The following is a 17,709-nucleotide window of genomic DNA, read 5'->3' on the forward strand; positions in this document are numbered from 1 at the left end:
GATGGCTTCAGGCCTGAACCGCGCGGTCCAGCGCCTGGTCGATGTCCCAGAGGATGTCGTCGATGTGCTCCAGGCCGACCGAGATGCGCACCATGTCCGGCGGCACGCCGGCCGCCAGTTGCTGGGCTTCGTCGAGCTGGCGGTGGGTGGTGCTGGCGGGGTGGCTGATGAGGGTGCGCGTGTCGCCGATGTTGACCAGGTGGCTCATGAACTGCGCGCTCTCGATGAACTTCACGCCCTGGGCCAGACCGCCCTTCACACCAAACGCGAGCAGGCCAGAGGCGCCGCGCATCTGCCGCTTCATCAGCTCGTGCTGCGGGTGGTCGGGCAGGCCGGGGTAGTTGACCCAGCCCACGCGCGGGTCGTCCTTGAGGTACTGCGCGACGGCCAGCGCGTTGGCGCAGTGGCGTTCCATGCGCAGCGGCAGGGTTTCGACGCCCTGCAGGATCTGCCAGGCGCTGGTGGGCGCGAGCGCCGCGCCGAACACGCGCAGGCCTTCCATGCGGCAGCGCATGGTGAAGCCGAAGTTGCCGAAGGTCTCGTAGAACCTGACACCGTGGTAACCCGGCGAGGGCTCGGTCATGCCGGGGAACTTGCCGTTGTCCCACGGGAAGGTACCGCTCTCGACCACCACGCCGCCCAGCGTGCTGCCATGGCCCGCGAGGTACTTGGTGGCGCTGTGCACCACGATGTCGGCGCCAAATTTGATCGGGTTGCAGAGGAAGGGGCTGGGCACGGTGTTGTCCACCACCAGCGGCAGGCCGTGGGCGTGCGCCACGGCCGCGATGGCGGTGATGTCGAGCACCACCATGCTGGGGTTGCCCAGGGTCTCTGCGAACAGGGCACGGGTGTTGGGGCGGATGGCGGCGGCGAAGGCCTCGGGGTCGGTAGCGTCGACGAAGCTGGTCTCGATGCCGAACTTCTTGAGGTTGACGGCCAGCATGGTCACGCTGCCGCCGTACAGCGCGCCGGCCGCGACCACGTGGTCACCCGCCTGCAGCAGCGTGGTCAGCGCCAGCGCCTCGGCCGCCATGCCGCTGGCCGTGGCCACCGCCGCGCGCCCGCCTTCGAGCGCGGCGACGCGCTCTTCCAGCGCCGCCACCGTGGGGTTGGACAGGCGCGAGTAGACGTTGCCGAAGGTCTGCAGGTTGAACAGGCTGGCCGCGTGGTCGGCGCTGTCGAACACGAAGCTGGTGGTCTGGTAGATCGGCAGGGCGCGCGCGCCGGTGGCGGCGTCGGGGATCTGGCCGGCGTGGATGGCCAGCGTCTCGGGCTGGAAGTTGCGGTCGGCCATGTTTCAGACCTGCTTCGGCCGGTGGGCCGAGATGACCTTGGTGTTCACGCCGGCCCAGTTCAGGCCACCGAAGAGGCGCGCGTGTTCGATCTTCACGCAGCGGTCCCAGACCGAGTCGAGCCCGCCCTCGGTCGCGATGCGGTCGGCCTCCTCGCTCATCAGGCCCAGCTGCTGCCACAGCGTTTTTGCGCCGATGGCGACCGCGCTCCTCGCAATCGCCGGGATCTCCTCGACCTTGCGGAACACGTCCACCATGTCGACCGGGAAGGGGATGTCCTCCAGCCGCGCATAACTCTTCTCGCCCAGGATCTCGGGGTAGCGCGGGTTCACCGGCACGATGCGGTAGCCGCGCTCCTGCATGTACTTGGCGGCGAAGTAGCTGGGGCGGTGCCATTCGGCCGAGAGGCCGACCACGGCGATGGTGCGGTCGCGCGCGAGGATGCCGCGCAGGGTGGGGATGTCGTCTTGCATGGCCCGACACAATACCGCCATGGCGAGCGAACGCAAGGCACTGCCTGTCATCGACACGACCCGCTGCACCGGCTGCGGCTGGTGCGTGGCGGTGTGCCCGCCGCACGTGCTCTCGCTGGCGGTGGTGCCGGGCTGGCAGAAGAAGAGCACGCTGCACGACGAGGCCGGCTGCACCGGCTGCGCGAAGTGCGCGGTGCGCTGCCCGTTCGAAGCGATCGCCATGCAGCGCCTGGGCGGCGGTCCCTTGGACGAGGGATGAAGCCCCCGCGCGAGCGTCCTACAGTGGCCCTCCGGCTTCCTAGGGGAAGCGTTTCACATCGGAGGTTCCATGGACATCACCGACATGATCCGCGCCGTCCAGGGCGCGCTGGGCATCGAGACCGACGGCCGTGCCGGACCACAGACCTGGGGCGCCATCTACGCCGCCCTGGTCAAGCCGACGATCAACCGCAAGCCGCCCGAACAGGCCCTCTCCGCGGTGGACCCGCGCAGCGAAACCGCCATCGCCACCCTGCTGCCGGAAGCCCGGCCCATGGCGCGCGCGCTGGTGCAGAAGGCGGCCGCCAGCGGCATCCAGATCAAGGTGATCAGCGGCACCCGCAGCTTCGAGGAACAGGACGCGCTGTTTGCCAAGGGACGCACCGCACCGGGCCCCAAGGTCACCAACGCGCGCGGCGGCTTCTCCAACCACAACTTCGGCATCGCCTTCGACATCGGCGTCTTCAGCGGCAACAGGTACCTGCCGGAGTCGCCCAAGTACAAGGCGGTCGGCGTGCTGGGCATGGAGCTGGGGCTGGAGTGGGGCGGCAACTGGACCACCATCGTCGACCAGCCCCACTTCCAGCTGCGCCCGGCCTGGGCGCAGGACCTCCCGGAACGCGAGATGCTGGCGAGCCTGCGCGAGCGGCTCGCCAACGGGCAACCGGTGTTCGCCTGAGCGACACCGGCCGCCGGCTCAGGCCGGCATGGGCACGATGAAGGCCGGCCCCGACTGCTGGCCGGTCTGCCCGGGCACCGGCTGGCCCAGGTTGTTGTAGCCCGTCACCGTGAAGCTGTAGGTGAACGGCCCGCCACCGGCCGACGGCGGCTGCACCAGCACCACGGTCTTCTCTTCGAGCTGGCTGGGCGTGAACAGCACGCTGGCGAAGTCGGGCTCGTCGCCCGGCCCGCGCAGGTCCACCTTCAGCGCGATCAGCGCACCCAGCGTGGCCTGGGGCAGGCGCACCCGGATGCGCTGCGTGACGCCGACGCCGTCCATGATCACCGCCACGTTGCCGTCGGCCGCCACCTGGCCGGACTCGAACACCGAACCGTCGCCGCGCACCACCGTGGTCTCGTAGGTGAAGGGCGGTGGCTCGGGCACCAGGGTGGGGATGCGCAGCGAGCGGCGGTCGAGCCGGGTCTCGTCGTAGATCTCCTGGAACTCGCGCCGGTAGCCCGAGGACGGCTCCTGGTAGCGGATGTCGACCACCGCCTCCATCAGGTTGGTCTGGTCCAGCAGCGGAATGAGGCGGATGTTGAGCTCGCCCTCGAAGGGCTCGTTGATGATCACCGCCGGGTCGGCCGTGGTGACCCAGTCTTCCTGCACGCGCAGGTTGCCCGACTTGAGGAAGTAGCGCGCCCGGTAGCGGAAGCTGCGGGTGGCGTTGTTGGCCAGGCGCAGGCGCCAGTGCTTGGTGGCCTCGCCGGGCTTGAGCAGCAGGGTCTTCTCGACGCGGAAGGCGTTGGACGGGTCGTCGTAGACCAGCTCGACCTCGACCTGCGTGATCTCGCCGCTGTCCATGTCGCCCAGCGACACCTCGACGTCCATCAGCTCCACGTGGTCGAGCGGCGCGATCACCAGCTGGCGCGCGCGCTCCACCACCCAGCCGGTGGAGACCTGCGTGTTGGCCGCCGTCCAGTCGCTGTTGGGCGTGAAGGTGATGTCCAGCTTGTAGCGGTAGCTCAGGTCGCGCCGGTCATTGAGGAAGGTGGTGAAAGTGCGCGGATCGGTCTTGCCGGGCACGAACAGGAAGCCGTCGACGTGCTGGGCGTCCTCGTTGGGCGGGCGCTCGCCGGGGTACTCCAGGTTCACCGCCACGCTGGCGATGCCGGCCTGCGCGAGGTCGGTGCCCATCGACACCGTGGCGATCAGGCGCTGGAAGAAGCTGTCGTCCAGGCTCACGCTGCGGATGCGGTCGGCCAGGTTGAAGCCCGCCACCACGGTGCCGAACATGCCCTGCGGTGCGGCCGTGCGCGCCTCGGCCGACTGCATGGAATAGTCGAAGGTGCGCACCTGCAGTTCGTCCTGGTGCACGAACTTGAGCGAGAAGGCCACCTGGAACGGCGAGATCGAGCTGTTGCCCGCCGGCCCCGCCGCGCCCCCGCTGCCGGCGTTGGCGGCCGCCGCGCTGCGGTTGACGGTGCTGGTGGACGGCACGCCCTCGGACGGCCCGTGCACGGCGGGCGCGGTGGTGGGCGTGGCGGTGGACGGCGCGCCCATGGGCGGCGCCAGGGCGGTGCCGGTCTGTGGCCCGGTCAGGCCGCCGAACAGCGACTGCAGCTGGCCCAGCATGCCCAGGTTGCCCGACTGGCGTGTCATGAAGCTCGGTGGTTCCAGCGCCGATTCGAAGAAGTCCTCCAGCAGCTTGGTCTGGAACCACTGCCAGGCGTCGTCGGCCTTCTTGCGCAGGTCCTCGTCGTCGGTGAAGTTCATCACCTCGATCTGCACCGAGCCGTTGTCGCGCAGCTTCTGGAAAGCCACGCCGATGTCGGCCGCCAGGCTGACCATGCCGATGGAGCCGCGGGCGCCGAGTTCGGCCTCCAGGGTCTCGTAGACGCGCTTGTACTCGGCGCGGATCTTGATGCGGAACGAGGGGCGCAGGCCCAGGAACTCCAGGTTGTAGATCACCCCCACCGGGCTGATGCCGGTGCGCAGGCCGGCCTCCATCAGGGTGGCGGCCTCGCGGTCGAGCATCATGGCGAAGGTGGCGCGGTTGAAGCCGAACAGCGAAGGCTGGGTGGCGCCGTACACCTCCTCGTAGAGCTTGAGGCCGCGCGCCGCGGTGGGCGATGGCGCCGGTGCGCCCGCGGGCGGGTCCTCGGCGGCGTCCTTGACCACCGACAGCCTCACGCTGCCCTTGCGGAACTGGATCGGCACCAGCTTGACGTCGCCGTCGGCGAAGCGGCCGAGCTCGCCCTTGATGCTGCCCAGCGTGCGGTCGTCGACGCCGAGGTCGACGGTGAAGGCCATGAAGCCGCCGCCCAGCGACTGGCCGCCCGCGTCGGGGTCGAAGTCGGGGTTGTCGGTGATGTCGCGCCGGTACTTGAGGAACAGGAACTCGGGCACGCCGTCGTTGAGGGCGAGCCGGGGCCGCTCGGGCACGTAATAGAACAGGTTGGTGTCTTCGTGATCGCGGTAGATCATCAGGCCACGGATGGGGCCGATCGGTGCGTCGAGATACAGCATGTCAGGCTCCTTGGTGGTCAGGCGGGGTGGTGGAACCAGCGGATCCAGTCGCCCAGGTCGTTGTCGCCCATGGACTCCAGCGCCTGGGCCGGGTCTTCGTAGCGACGGGGCGGGGCGGCCGCGCCGCCATTGGGTGCGGCGCCGGCGGGTGGTGAACTGCCTGCGTACTGCGGGTTCTTGAAGAACACCCGGCCCGACTCGCCGCGCAGCGCCACCACCGCATGCAGACCGGTGTGGGCCGCGTCGCTGGGCGGCGCGCCCCAGTGCACCACCAGCAGCATCGGGTCGCGCGCCTGCTGGATGCGCTGCACGAAGTCGTTGCGCAAGGCATCGGTGGGCTGCGGCGCCTGCTGCGTCGAGTGAGCACGCCCCAGCAGCCCGCTGAGCGCCCGCTGCAGCTGGGCCGCCGTCACGCCGCGCCGCATGGTTTCCTGGAACACCGTGTTCACGCCGTTGGGCGCATCGGGCGGCGCCGAGGGGTCGTACTCGGGCCAGGCGCTGCCCCGCGCATAGCGCAGCACCGCCGACTGGAACCCGAGTTCGGCGTTGGTGCGCACGAAGAAGGGCAGCGACGCGGCGCCGGCGTAGCGCGCCACCTGATACACACCGGGCGGCACCTCGACCGGGTCGCCGTTGGCCAGCGTGGCCCTGGCGTCCCGGCCGAGCAGGCCACGCAGCAGGCGCACGTATTCCGAGGCGTTGGTGTTGATCAGCAGCGTCTGCACGCTGGTGGGCCCGCAGGTGCTGGCCGTGCCCTGGTTGGTCTGGCCGTTGGGGTCCATGATTTCGGTCAGCGCGTCGTCGACCAGCTGTTCGGCAGCGGTGACACCGGCGATGTCGGGGTGCGGATCGATCTGCAGCAGCGCCAGCAGGTGGTCCACCAGCAGCTCGCGGTCCTTGAGGTCCGGCTGCTTGAGGATGGACATCTCCAGGTTGGCGGCGTTGCGAAAGCGCGTGTCCAGCAGGGTCGGCAGCTTCTGCCGCGCGCCCGGCCCGGCGAACAGCCACAGCATCAGGATCTTGCCGCGCGTGGCGGTCTCGATCTCGTTGGTGAAGAAGCGGTGGCTGAACACCCCTGCCAGCGACTGGCGGTCGGGCGAGTCGTCCGGCAGGTTGTTCCACAACCATTGCAGGAAGGCCCCCCAGGGCACCGGCATGGCGTCGACCGCGGCCTGGTCCGGGGCCACCTGGGAAGCGGCCGAGAGGCGGGTCTGGATGATGGCCAGCCGCTGCGCCATCGGGTCGTTCTGGAAGCTGGCGTCTGGCGGCCAGATCAGCACCGAGGCCGCGCCGGTGGGGTTCAGGCGCACGCGGTAGTAGAGGTTGGGCGACATGGTGGACTGGCCCGCCCGCGCCTTGCGCAACTCCTCGCGGTAGCCGTCCCACAGGGCCTGGGGCATCTGCCAGCGCGCCCGGTTGCCGGCCAGCCGGATCACCTGCACCGGCAGCTGGATGGTCTGGTTGCCGCCCGCGGCCTTGGTGATGGTGACGTCCAGCGCCTGGCCGGTGTTGTAGTAGCGCAGCGGCACATAGCCGGTGCTGGGCGCGAGCAGGGCCTGCGGGTCCCAGGCCAGCTCGATCACCGCCTCGCCGTTCTCGTTGGCGCTGATCTCGAAGGTCGGCGGCGTGTCGGCCTCGGTCCAGTTGTAGAGCATGGTGCGGATGCGCACCCAGTTGCGGCTGGCAAAGGCCGGGTAGTTGTAGGCCACGGCGGCCTCGATATCGAGCTTGCCGTGGCCCCAGTTGTTGTTGGGCACCGCGCTGCCGGTGCCGGTCTGCGCGTCCTTGCGCGCCGTGGCCTGCAGGCCCAGGCGGATCTGCTCCTGGCGCAGGGTCGGGTTCTTCTCCAGGATCAGGGCTACGGTGCCCGCAACCATGGGCGTGGACATGCTGGTGCCGGCCATGAGCTGGTAGGTGCCGCTGGCGTCGGTGGTGCCGGGGCTGCTCTCGTCGACCGACATCGCCGACATGACGAACTCGCCCGGCGCGCTCAGGTCGGGCTTGATACGCCCGTCGCGCGTGGGCCCGCGGCTGGAGAAGTCCGACAACGTGCCCTTGTTGCCGCCGGCATCCGCGCCGGCGCCGGTCTTGGTGCGGTAGCAGCCCACCGCGATGGCCTCGCGCGCACTGGCCGGGATGGCCACCGACTTGCTGACCGTGTCGGGGCTGCCGGTCCAGACCGGGTTGCCGTCCACCGGGCGCTCGATCCAGGCGTCGAACGGCACGGCGGTGGTGCCGGCGTTGGTCAGCGTGATGCGCCAGGTGCCGCTGGCGATGGACGCCGCCGTGCCCCGGGTCAGCCGGATCAGGATCTCGTTGTCGTGGTTCTGCACGCTGTCGATGCGCGAATCGATCGCCACCACATTGCCCCCGGCCAGGGTGTGGACCAGCGTGGTCGGCGCCGCGGCGCTGGCCGGCGGCACCACCACCGGCGTGGCCACGCCCGCCGGGTTGGTCAGGGTGACCGACAGCCGCTGGTTGCCGGGGTACCAGAGGTCGATGGTGTCGTCCACCACGTCGCCCGCCGGCACGCTGAAGGTCTGCACCAGGTTGCCCGAGGCCGGCACACTGCCGCTGACGGCGATGGCGTTGTCGGCCTGGTTGCCCGACGAACAGACATAGGCCCGGCCGGGGAAACCCAGCTCGCGGTTGATCGCCTGCTCCAGCAGGGTCGTGCCGTCGTGGGGGCCGACGTTCATGCTCTGGCTCTGGTTGACCACCACCGGCCGGTTCAGGGCGGCCGCCACGCTGTAGATGTAGTGCAGGGCGTCGACCGTGCGCACCGAGTTGGCCAGCTGCAGCGTGCCGTCGCTGCCCCGGCTGTCGTTGCGCACCATGATGATGTCGGCCTCGGGCGCGACCCCGGCGAAGGTGCCGGCCGCGCGGCCGTTGCCCGCCGCGATGCCCGCCACGTGGGTGCCGTGGGCACCCCGGTCGCGGTGGCGCACCACGCTGTGGGGGTTGGCGTTGCCCAGGGCGCTGTTGATCTGGGTGTCGGTGTACTCGACGCCGTAGCTGTAGCCGGCCGGCGCCGCCTCGCCCGCCGCCGGCACGAGGAACTGGTCCCAGATGCGCAGGATGCGCGTGCTGCCGTCGGCCCTGCGGAAGCTGGCGTGGGTGTAGTCGATGCCCGAATCGATCAGGCCCACGATCACGTTGCGCCCCCGGTAGGCGGTGGGCGGCGTGCCGATGCCGGGACTGCGCGTGTTGCCCAGGTGGGCGTCGGCCGTGGCGATGTCGAGCATGGGATGCATCAGGCGCGCGCCCTCGATGCGGACCACACCTTCAAGGACCGCGAGGGCGTCGATGGCCGACACCGCGATGTCGCCCGTCAGCACGTCGTCGGTCCGGCTGGCGATCTGCAGGCCGGCCGTCACGAGCGGGCCGGTCTCGCCGTTGAACTGCACCAGCACCGACACGCGCTGGCCGTCGGCCGAGAAGCCGTAGCGGTCCAGCAGGTCGGCCGGCAGCTGGTTGCCGGCCTTCAGCCGGAGGTTGAGATTCAGGGAGGCGTCGATCTTGCTCATGATGGTGTTCTCCAGAGATCGAAGGGAGGGCGGGTGCGCCGGCCGTCAGGGGTTTGGCCGGACGCCGTCGGCGGGTGGCCCGCCGTCCGTGTCCGGTGCCAGCGGCGCGGCGGCCGACAGCGCGCGGACCGATGGCAGGCGCGCCAGCTCGGCCAGCGCCCGCAGCGGCAGCCGCAAGGTCTGCAGGTCGGTGGGCGCGGGGCCCGCCGCGGCCGTGGGCGGGCGGTTCCAGACACCGCCGAGCCGGGCCACCTGATCCAGGTCGGCCGCGGTGGGCGTGGACGCCCATTGCAGGAGCACGTCGACCACCGGGTTGTCCTGCGGCGCCAGCAGGCGGATCTGCAGGCTGGTCGGTGCGTCGATCTTGTTCAGGTAGGAGGTGTCGTCGTTGTCCATGGGGCGCTCCGGTGGTCAGTGAAGCGGCGGCGCGTGGCCGCCGTGGTGGAGGGTCTGCTTGGGGCCGCGCAGCACGAAGTGCACCGTCTCCAGCGAACCGTCGGGGTGCAGGCTGATTTCAAGGGCCGCGCCGATCACCTGCGACGGCGGGTCCGGCAGGTCCGGTGCCAGCAGCTTGTAGAGCGCCTGGGCGAAGCAGCCGTCGCCCCCCAGGCTGTGCACCGCCTCGGTCAGCCGGTCGCACTTGTCCCGCGTCTCCGGCACCAGCGCCCACAGGCTGCTGGCCACCCGCAGCGCGGGCTGGTCGCCACCGGGACCGCGCAGGCCCAGGCTCCAGGGCCGGCTGCGCGGCGGCAGGGGGCGGCCCAGCAGGGTCGCCCAGACATCGGCCACCGTCGACCAGGCCCTCGACAGGCCCAGCAGGCGCAGCGCATCGGCCGCGTCGGCCTGGCGCGGCAGGTGGTAGGAAAACCAGGGCTCGGTCTTGTGGTCGGCGTCGATGCGGTAGAGGGTCGCCAGCGCGCCCACGCGCTGGTGCAGGCCCTGCTGCGGACGCTCCCAGCCCCATTCCTGCGGCTGCCAGCCGGGGGCACCGATCACCACCTGGCCCACCTCCTGGCCGTCCAGCCAGTGGGTCCAGCGCTGCGCACCCGGGGCGGACGGGCGCCGGGTCCAGAGGTTGAGTCGGCGCGCGCCCGGCGCCTGCACCGACACCAGCGCGCCGCTGCCGGCCTCGATGCAGGTGCGGAAAGACAGGTCGGTCGCCAGCGCGTCGCCCTCGACCCGGGGCACGAAGGCGCGCGGCCCGAGTCCGGCCAGCAGGCCCGCGTGCTGCATCCATGAGGGTGTGGTCTGCATGATTCAGCCCCTGGGTGGAACGGTCGAGAGCATGAGGAAGCGGTCGCGCGTCGAGCGCCGGCCGGAGCTCTTTTCAAAGCCGGTGTTGAGCACGTAGGTCAGCTCGTAGGTGTAGTCGCGCAGGGACGCGTCCTGCAGCTTGACGCGCCAGGGCGCGCCGATGCCGGGTTGCACGAAGGACTGCTGGTCCTCCTCGTGCACGTTGTTGGCGTCGTCGTCGTAGCGCAGGGTCAGCACGATGCGCTCGACGCCGTTGACTGACAGCGGCGGCCCCACCAGCTCGGGCTGCACCTCCATCAGCTTGACGAAGGTCTCGCCCACGGTGAGCGTGCTCTTGTCCTCCTGCTGGAAGCCGGTGGACGTGACGTTGCCGTCGACGTCGATGATGGTCTGGCCATACTCGTAGCGGCGCTTGGCCGGATCGACCACCGGGATCTCCCACACCTGGGCGGTGTGGATGTTGCTGGTGTCGAACACGACGGACTCGCTGGCGGCGACGCCGTTGGCCGGGTCGCTGTAGCGCAGGTCGACGATCAGGTTGAGGATGCGCGTGCGGTCGCCCGCCACGACGATGCGCACCTTGGGGCGCGGCGGCATCGGGTCGCGGATGATCACCAGGTCGCTGGACGTGCGCTGCCAGCCTTCCTCCACCGTGCCGCCACCGGCCTTGAGGTAGCTCAGCCGGTAGTCGATGCCCGGGTCCGCCGCCTTGTCGGTGCGCAGCGCCATGCGGAAGCTGCTGTCGCCCTTGTGCAGCAGCTTGGAGTCCTCGTGGGTCCACGCCCCGGTGCTGTGCCGCAGGTGCACGAACACGCCGGAGTAGCGGTCCCATGGGAAGCTGGTGTCGACCTGCACCTCCAGCGCCAGCCGCCGGTACAGCTCGTCGGGCGAGATCACCAGCAGCTGCGAGTCGTGCGGGCGCCAGCCGCTGCTCACGCTGTGGGTCGGGCCGGGCAGGGCCGAGGGCTTGAAGAAGACGCTGTAGCGGTAGAAGTACTGGTGCCCGATGTCCGGGTTGTACCAGGAAGAGCGTTTGACACGGTCCTCGGGCGAGTCGAACAGGAAGGACCATTCGGCGTCCGGGTCGGCCAGCGGATCGAACTGGTCGGGCGCGCGGTACTGCACGTCCAGCGCCACACTGTGGATGGCGTCGCCGGCGTAGTCGGCGTTGACCAGCGCGTCGAAGCTGGTGGTGTTCCAGAGCGCGTCGTTGCCGTCCACCACGGTCACCACGTCCTCCTTCGTCAGGCCGAAGTCCTCGAAGAACAGGCTGATGTGCGCCTGCGGGGCGATCTTGCGCGAGACCGCCTTGTTGACCGTGTAGTCGACCTGGATCGAACGCAGCTCCTCGGTGCTCACCTCGCGCCGGCTGTAGCCCGCGCTGGGCCAGAGGTGGACGATGTTGCGGACCTGGCGCGCGGTGCTGAGCACGGTGCTCACGGTCTGGTCGTCGGGTGTGGCCTCGTTGGGGTTGGGCACCGGCTCGAAGAACTTCTCCAGCACCAGCTCGGTCAGGTCCTTGCGCACCTGGTTGAACTCCTCCTCCACCACCGCCGCTTCTTCGCCTTCAAGCTCCAGCGAGGCCGTGATGTTGATGATTTTTTTTTCCTCCAGCCGCTCGACGATGTCGTCCAGGTCGACCGTGACGAACACGAGGTCGAGGCCGAAGTGCTCCTGGATGAAGTGGTAGGCCTGTTCCCAGTCGGCCTGCACGTCGACGCGGTAGGCGGTCTGCATGCCCACGAACTCCAGGTTGTAGACCACGCCCGCCGGCATGAAGCCCTCGAAGGCCCCGTAGAGCAGCTTGGTGGCCTTTCGGCTGAGCATGGCGCTGAAGATGGCCCGGTTGTCACCGTACAACGAGGGCACGCCGCTGGACTTGAGGAAGGGCACCCAGCGCTGCTGGGCATCGACCGGGTCGGCCGGCGGTGGCGGCGGGTTCGGGTTGGTGGGGTCCACCGGCTTGGGCAGCTCGGTGGTGCGGTCCAGAAAGGTCAGCTGCACGGTGCCGCCCTTGTAGGGCAGGGGCGCCAGCCGCGGCGTGTCGGCCAGGTCCATCTCGCGCTTGATGAAGCGCTCGGCCTTGCGCACTGCCTCGCTGTCCCAGGCCAGGTCGGTGTCGAACACCAGGAAGCCCGCCACGTCGTCCTCGGCGGCCGTGCCGTCGGGGTTGCGCTCGATCTCGTCCTGGGCTTCCTTGAGGATGATGAAGCGGATCGCGGGGCGGCCCTGCTCGTCCACCGAGAGCTTGGGCCGGTTGGGGAAGTAATAGAACTGCAGAGGGTCGTGAAAGTCACTCATGACCGTCATCCCCTCGACCTGGAAATAGGGTGGGCCGAACGAGAGCATGGTGTTCTCCTGTCAGGGGTCAGGGCTGGGGCGCCAGCTCGGGCACGAACCTGGGCAGCGGAAAGTGCTTCTTGTCCGTGCGCACCGGCGTCTGCGGGAAGGCCGTGCCGTCCTTGTTGAAGTAGGTGATCTGCAGCTCGTACCCGGTCGGCGAATCCGCCCGCACGGGGATGCGGAACACCTGGTCGACCGGCTCGGTGAACAGGAAGGAATCGTTGAAGCGGATCTGGTTGGCCGCGTCCTCGTAGCGCACGCTCACCTCCACCACCGGCGTGTCGATGAAGCTGACGAAGCGCGGCAGCAGCGTGACCTTGATCTCGGGCGTGAGCAGCCGGGGCAGCACCACCTCGGTCCGGTCGTCCACCACCTCGGGCTCCTTCACGGTGCGGCCGTCGGCGGTGTGGAAGGTGACCTGGTAGCGGTACTGGCGCGGGCTGTTGTCGGCGATCGGCACGCGCCACTCCTCGATCTTGTCGCCCTTGACGAAGGTGAAGGTCTCCACCTTCTGGATGCTGTTGGCCGCGTCGGCGTAGCGCATCGTGGTCTCCACCACCGGGCTGGTGTCGAAATCCACCACGTTGGGCAGCAGCTTGACCACCAGCTGCGGCACGGTGCGCACCACGATGGGCAGGGCCTGGTCGCCGTCCATCCGGGTCCACTCCCCCTCGCGCAGGTCACCGTTCTGGAAGGTGGTCAGCACCTTGTATTCGAACTGGCGCACCTGGCTGTTGCGCAGCACCACCGACCAGGTCTTGAACTCGTTGATGGCCTTGAGCGAGAAGGCCTCGTCGGCGCGGTAGTTGTTGGCCGCGTCCTCGTAGCGCAGGCTCACCACCGACTGCACCACGCCGGCCCAGTCGCCCGTGGGCACGAGCCGCACGTCCAGCTTGTCGTACAGCGGCGCGTTGATCAGCAGCTGCCGGGCCGTGGTCTCGGTCCAGTCGGTCTCGATGCGCTGGCCGTCCTTGAGGAAGAAGTGCGAGCGGTAGCGCACCGGCCGGTCCCAGTTGGTGAAGATGACGCGGTTGTAGGTCTGTTCCTGCTGGCCGTCGAGCAGGCGGAAGGTCTCGATCTCCTCGTTCACGCCCGAGCTGGTGTCGGCGTAGGCCACCTCCACCTGCACCTGGTCGACCGTCTGCGCGAAGTCGATCTGCCCCGCCAGCAGGCGCACGTGGACCCGGCCCGCGTCGGGTATCGAGAGGTTGAGCTGCGGCGATCGCTCGCGCTCCCAGCGCGTGAACTCGCCGGGCGGCTTGCCCTGGAAGGCGATGCGGTAGCGGTACTGGTACTCGCGCTTGGCACCGATCAGGCTGGGGTCCCACTCGCCGCGCGTGCTGTCCTTGCTGAAGGTGAAGGTCTGCTGCTTCTCCACCATGTCGCCGTTCTCGTCGCGGCCTTCGTACTGCACCTGCGCCTCGACGAAGGCAATCGGGTTGTGCTCCCAGTCGGCGAAGGCCGAGACCTTCAGGCCCAGCGTCATGAAGAAGGGGTCGTTGAGGTCGGCCACGCGCACGTACTTGCCGATCTCCTGGGCCGACATGCCGGCGAAGAAGGACTGCATGGTGCCCTGCGGGTGCACCGGCCACTCGGCGATGCTCCTGATCTCCTCGTGGTAGGCGATGGAGGTGAACTCCATCTCCTGCTCGGACTTGAAGAAGTACACCTTGCGTTCGTCGTCCATGGCCACCGGGTCTTCGGTGGCGGCGGGCGCGTCCTCCTTCTTGAAGAACTTCTCTTCCATCAGGTTGGTGACGATCTCCATCGCCGTGGCGCGCAGCTCGTTGACGAACTTGTCGTCGAGCTTGAGCGTGCCGGTGTCGAAGCTGATCTTGATCAGGTTGGACTCCACCGCCATCTTCAGGTGCTGGTCGAAGTGGTAGAGCTCGTCCTCGTTGCATTCGTTGCCCTCGAAGTCGTGCATCACCGCGCGCAGGCCCTGGTAGACGCTGCGCGTGTCGGCCTCGATGGACAGGCGCACCGGCGGCAGGCGGGCCCACATCTTGAGGTCGAAGCGCACCTGGATCGGCGTCAGGTCGCTGCCGCCCGTGCCGTCGCGGTTGACCAGGGTCTTCTCCATGAAGGTCGCGCCGGCCTCGGTCAGGTCCATGTTGGCGCTGGCCACGTTGCTGCCCACCAGCGACAGCGGGCCTTCGACCACGCGGTGGCTGACCAGCGAGGCGGCCTGCGGCGCGCTCACGCTGAACGTGCCTTCGGTCCAGGTGGGCACCGAGAGGATCACCGTGGGCGGCTTGTTGCCGGGCGGCGCTTCGGGCGCGTCCGGCCGCAGCCCGAGCTTGACGTCGTGGATCGACAGCGAGGTGCTCATGGACCGGTTGTTGGCGTAGGCCCAGCTGCTCAGGCGCATGCCCTCGACCCGTTCGTTGTGGGCCTCGGCCAGGGCCTTGAGGCGCCGGTACTCGTCGTCCACCAGGTCCTGCAGGCGCTGCACCAGCGCGGCCTGGTCCTGCTCGGCCACCCGCATTTCCACGTCGAAGGCCATGAAGCCGCCGCCGCGCCCCAGCGCCGGGTTGGCCACCCGGTCCTGGTCGCCGAAGGCGTACTTGATGAGCAGGAAGACCGGGTTGTCGTTCTGGTCGCGCCGGACCGAGATGTAGTCCGGGATCACGTAGAACTTCCAGAACATGGTGTCGTCCTGGTAGACGGTGACGCGCAGGTCTTCGAAATACGCGTAGGCGGGCACTTTGAGCATGGTGGTTCTCCTGGCGGTGGGTGTGCGGTGGGGTCAGGGTGCGGGCTGCCAGCGCGGAATCACCAGCAAGGGCTTGTCGGTGTGGGCCAGCGGCAGGGTGTGGGGCGTCTGGTCGGGCGCCACGAAGTAGGTGATCTGGTAGCTGTAGAAGCGGCGACTGAGGTCGCCAACCTCGACCGTCCAGCTCAGCGTCGCGCGCTCGCTGAAGGCCACCGCGTGGCTGGCGTCGATGCCGTGCACCTCGTCCTGGTAGCGCAGGTCCACCGTCACCAGCGGTGTCTGGGCGAAATCGATCAGCGCGCCGACCAGCTGCACCGTGAGCGAGCCCGGCCGGGGCGGCTGGTAGGGCGGCAGCACGAGCACCGGGTCCTCTTCCTCGAAGGGCGGCAGCACCACCGGGTCGCCGGTGGCCGGGAAGTGCGTCACCTGCACGCGGTAGCGCACCGGTGTGCCGGCGGGCACGTCCACGTTCCACACCACCGGCTGCTTGGCCCGGAACACGAAGGTCTCCTGCCGGCCGGTGGGCAGGTGGGTCAGGCCGACCTCGGTCAGCGGCGCGGCGGCCAGATCGAGCCGGTCGGGAATGATCTGGATCTGGTGGCGCGGCGGCGCCTGGACCACGATGGGCAGGGTCTCCTCGCCCGTGTGGCTCTGCCACGGTCCCTGCTGGAAGCGGCCGTCCTTGAAGCTGGCGTGCACGCGGTACTCGAAGCCCCGGCGGTTCTGGTCGCGCAGCGCCGCTTCCCAGGTGCGGAACTCCTGGCTGGTCTTGAGCACCAGGCTTTCCTCGCGCCGCAGGCCATTGGGGGCGTCCTCGTAGCGCAGGTCGACGATCACCTGGGCCACCGCGTCCCAGCCGTCGCCGGCGGGCAGCAGGCGCACGCGCAGCAGGCCGCGGGCCGGCTGGTTGACGATGAGCTGGTGGCCGGAGAGTTCCTGCCAGTCGGGGTCTTCCACCACCTCGCCGCTGAGCATCCGAAAGCGCTGGCGGTAGAGCACCGGGCGCGCGCGCGGTTCAAAAATCTGCCGGTCGTACACACCGCTGGTGCTGGTCTTGTCCAACAGCACGGTCTGTTCCTGGCGCGGCACACCGGCGGCCGGGTCCTCGTAGGCCAGCAGCACCTGCACCTGGCGCACCTGGTTCTCGAAGTCGATGTCGCCCGCGCGCACCTCGACGAACACCCGGCCGGCGGCCGGCACGGAGATGTTGAGGTCGTTGCGGCTGGCGGCTTCCCAGCGGGTGAACGAGCCGAACGCCCGGCCGGCGAACTTGAAGCGGTAGCGGTATTCGTAGCCGCGCTCGTCGCCGATCAGCTTGGGTTCCCACTTCTGCGGCTGGTTGCCGGTGAAGGTGAAGGTCTTGAGCTTTTCCTGGCGGTCGCCGTTGGCGTCGCGGCCGGCGTAGCGCACTTCGACCTCGACCGCTTCCAGGCCCGCGGCGTCGAAGGGCGCGAACACGCGGGCCGTGAGGTTGAGCGACTGGAACACCGGATCGTCCAGCACCACCACGCGCACGAAGTTCGCGATCTGCGCCGCCGACATGCCGCGGAAGAAGGTCTGCAGCGTGCCCTGCGGGTGGATGGGCCAGGGCACCACGCTGTTCTGCTCCAGGCTCAGTTCCAGCTTCACGTGCATGCTGTCCTGCTGCTTGCGCAGGTACTTCTTGGTCTTGTCCCGGCGGCCCGAGAGCGCCTCGTCGGGCACGTCGCCCGAACCCGAGGGCCGGTGCGCCTCGGCCGGGTCGTCGGTGAAGAAGTTCGACTCCACCAGCTGCTGCATCACCTCCAGCGCGTAGCGCCGCAGCTCGGCGATCACCGCGTCGTCGAGCGAGCCGCTGCCGGTGTCGATCTGCACCGTGATCAGGCCGGCCACCTCGGCCGAGGCGGTGTCGATGTCGCTGTGCTGGAAGTCGTAGGTGGTGCAGTGGTCGACGCCGGCGCCGTCCATGATCTTGCGCACCTGCTCGTACATGCGCTGCGAGTCGGCCTTCACATGGATGCGCACCGGCGGCAGGCGGGCCCAGAAGCTCAGGTCGTAGCGCACCTGGATCGGCGTCAGGTCGGAGGCTCCGGCGGCCCCGCCACCGCCGGTGAGGGTGCGCTCCATGAAGGTGGCGCCCTCGCTGGTGAGGTCCATGCTGAACACCGAGACGTTGTCGGCCAGCAGGGACGGCGCGCCGCTGGCCACGCGCTTGCTCACCAGCACGCTGGTCTGCGGCGCGTCCATGGCCACCGTGCCGCCGGTGTAGGTGGGGGTGCCGAAGTCCACCGGCGGTGGTGCGGTCATGCCCTGCACCGAAGCCTTCTCCTCGGCACTGCCGGCCTGGCGGCGCGCGAACTCGGTGTCCACCCAGGCCTGCAGGTTGGCGCGCACTGCCTCGCGCTGCGCGTCGTCCAGCTCGAACACCACGTCGACGTTGAGGTAGCCGCCGCCGCGCGGCAGCGTGGGGTTGCGCGCCAGCTCCTCGTCGGACAGCGCGTACTTGACCAGCAGGAACACCGGCTGGCCGTCGGCGTCCAGGCGCACCCGGGGCTGGTCTGCCACGGGGTAGAAGCGGTGCCAGAGCGTGTCGTCGGCGTAGACGGTGACGCCGTCGACGGTTCGGAAGGCGGGGACTTTCAGCATGGGGTCACCTCTGTGGAGGGTGGGCGCACCG

Annotated in this window: 11 protein-coding genes; 2 read left to right on the top strand and 9 right to left on the bottom strand. The window is 69.4% G+C overall.

The window, feature by feature from the left end:
* Positions 1-7 precede the first annotated feature (7 nt).
* Positions 8-1,294 (bottom strand): O-acetylhomoserine aminocarboxypropyltransferase/cysteine synthase family protein, encoded by a 1,287-nt coding sequence (locus HPF_RS00075; protein WP_133155356.1) that lies wholly within the window; start codon positions 1,292-1,294, stop codon positions 8-10.
* Positions 1,295-1,297: 3 nt separating this feature from the next.
* Positions 1,298-1,765, bottom strand: a complete 468-nt coding sequence (locus HPF_RS00080) for a CoA-binding protein (RefSeq protein ID WP_066151869.1) — start codon at positions 1,763-1,765, stop codon at positions 1,298-1,300.
* A 19-nt stretch (positions 1,766-1,784) separates the two neighbouring features.
* Between HPF_RS00080 and HPF_RS00085 the strand changes: the two genes are divergently transcribed.
* Both HPF_RS00085 and HPF_RS00090 read left to right on the top strand, forming a co-directional pair.
* Positions 1,785-2,024 carry an ATP-binding protein gene (locus HPF_RS00085; protein ID WP_133155357.1) on the top strand — a complete coding sequence of 80 codons (240 nt, stop codon included), beginning with the start codon at positions 1,785-1,787 and terminating at the stop codon, positions 2,022-2,024.
* Positions 2,025-2,093: 69 nt separating this feature from the next.
* Positions 2,094-2,702, top strand: coding sequence for a M15 family metallopeptidase (locus HPF_RS00090; protein WP_133155358.1), 609 nt, complete (start codon positions 2,094-2,096; stop codon positions 2,700-2,702).
* An 18-nt stretch (positions 2,703-2,720) separates the two neighbouring features.
* On the opposite strand, the gene HPF_RS00095 is transcribed toward HPF_RS00090, so the two are convergent.
* From HPF_RS00095 to HPF_RS00125, 7 genes are read right to left on the bottom strand one after another with little or no spacing between them, the layout of a single operon-like run.
* Positions 2,721-5,213 (bottom strand): hypothetical protein, encoded by a 2,493-nt coding sequence (locus HPF_RS00095; RefSeq protein ID WP_133155359.1) that lies wholly within the window; start codon positions 5,211-5,213, stop codon positions 2,721-2,723.
* A gap of 17 nt (positions 5,214-5,230) precedes the next feature.
* Positions 5,231-8,740, bottom strand: coding sequence for a S8 family peptidase (locus tag HPF_RS00100; RefSeq protein ID WP_133155360.1), 3,510 nt, complete (start codon positions 8,738-8,740; stop codon positions 5,231-5,233).
* 45 nt (positions 8,741-8,785) lie between these two features.
* On the bottom strand, positions 8,786-9,136 hold the full coding sequence (locus HPF_RS00105) for a hypothetical protein (RefSeq protein ID WP_127806600.1): 351 nt from the start codon (positions 9,134-9,136) through the stop codon (positions 8,786-8,788).
* Between the two features lie 15 nt (positions 9,137-9,151).
* Complete coding sequence (locus HPF_RS00110; RefSeq protein WP_133155361.1) at positions 9,152-9,994, bottom strand: hypothetical protein; 843 nt, start codon at positions 9,992-9,994, stop codon at positions 9,152-9,154.
* A gap of 3 nt (positions 9,995-9,997) precedes the next feature.
* The gene (locus HPF_RS00115; RefSeq protein WP_133155362.1) at positions 9,998-12,343 is read right to left on the bottom strand and encodes a hypothetical protein; all 2,346 of its coding nucleotides are present in this window, start codon (positions 12,341-12,343) and stop codon (positions 9,998-10,000) included.
* 19 nt (positions 12,344-12,362) lie between these two features.
* Entirely contained in the window at positions 12,363-15,053 is a 2,691-nt protein-coding gene (locus HPF_RS00120; RefSeq protein WP_133155363.1) for a hypothetical protein, read from the bottom strand.
* Positions 15,054-15,086: 33 nt separating this feature from the next.
* Entirely contained in the window at positions 15,087-17,678 is a 2,592-nt protein-coding gene (locus tag HPF_RS00125) for a hypothetical protein (RefSeq protein WP_133155364.1), read from the bottom strand.
* Positions 17,679-17,709: the final 31 nt, after the last annotated feature.

It is taken from the genome of Hydrogenophaga pseudoflava (genome assembly GCF_004353865.1).
GTDB lineage: Bacteria > Pseudomonadota > Gammaproteobacteria > Burkholderiales > Burkholderiaceae_C > Hydrogenophaga > Hydrogenophaga pseudoflava.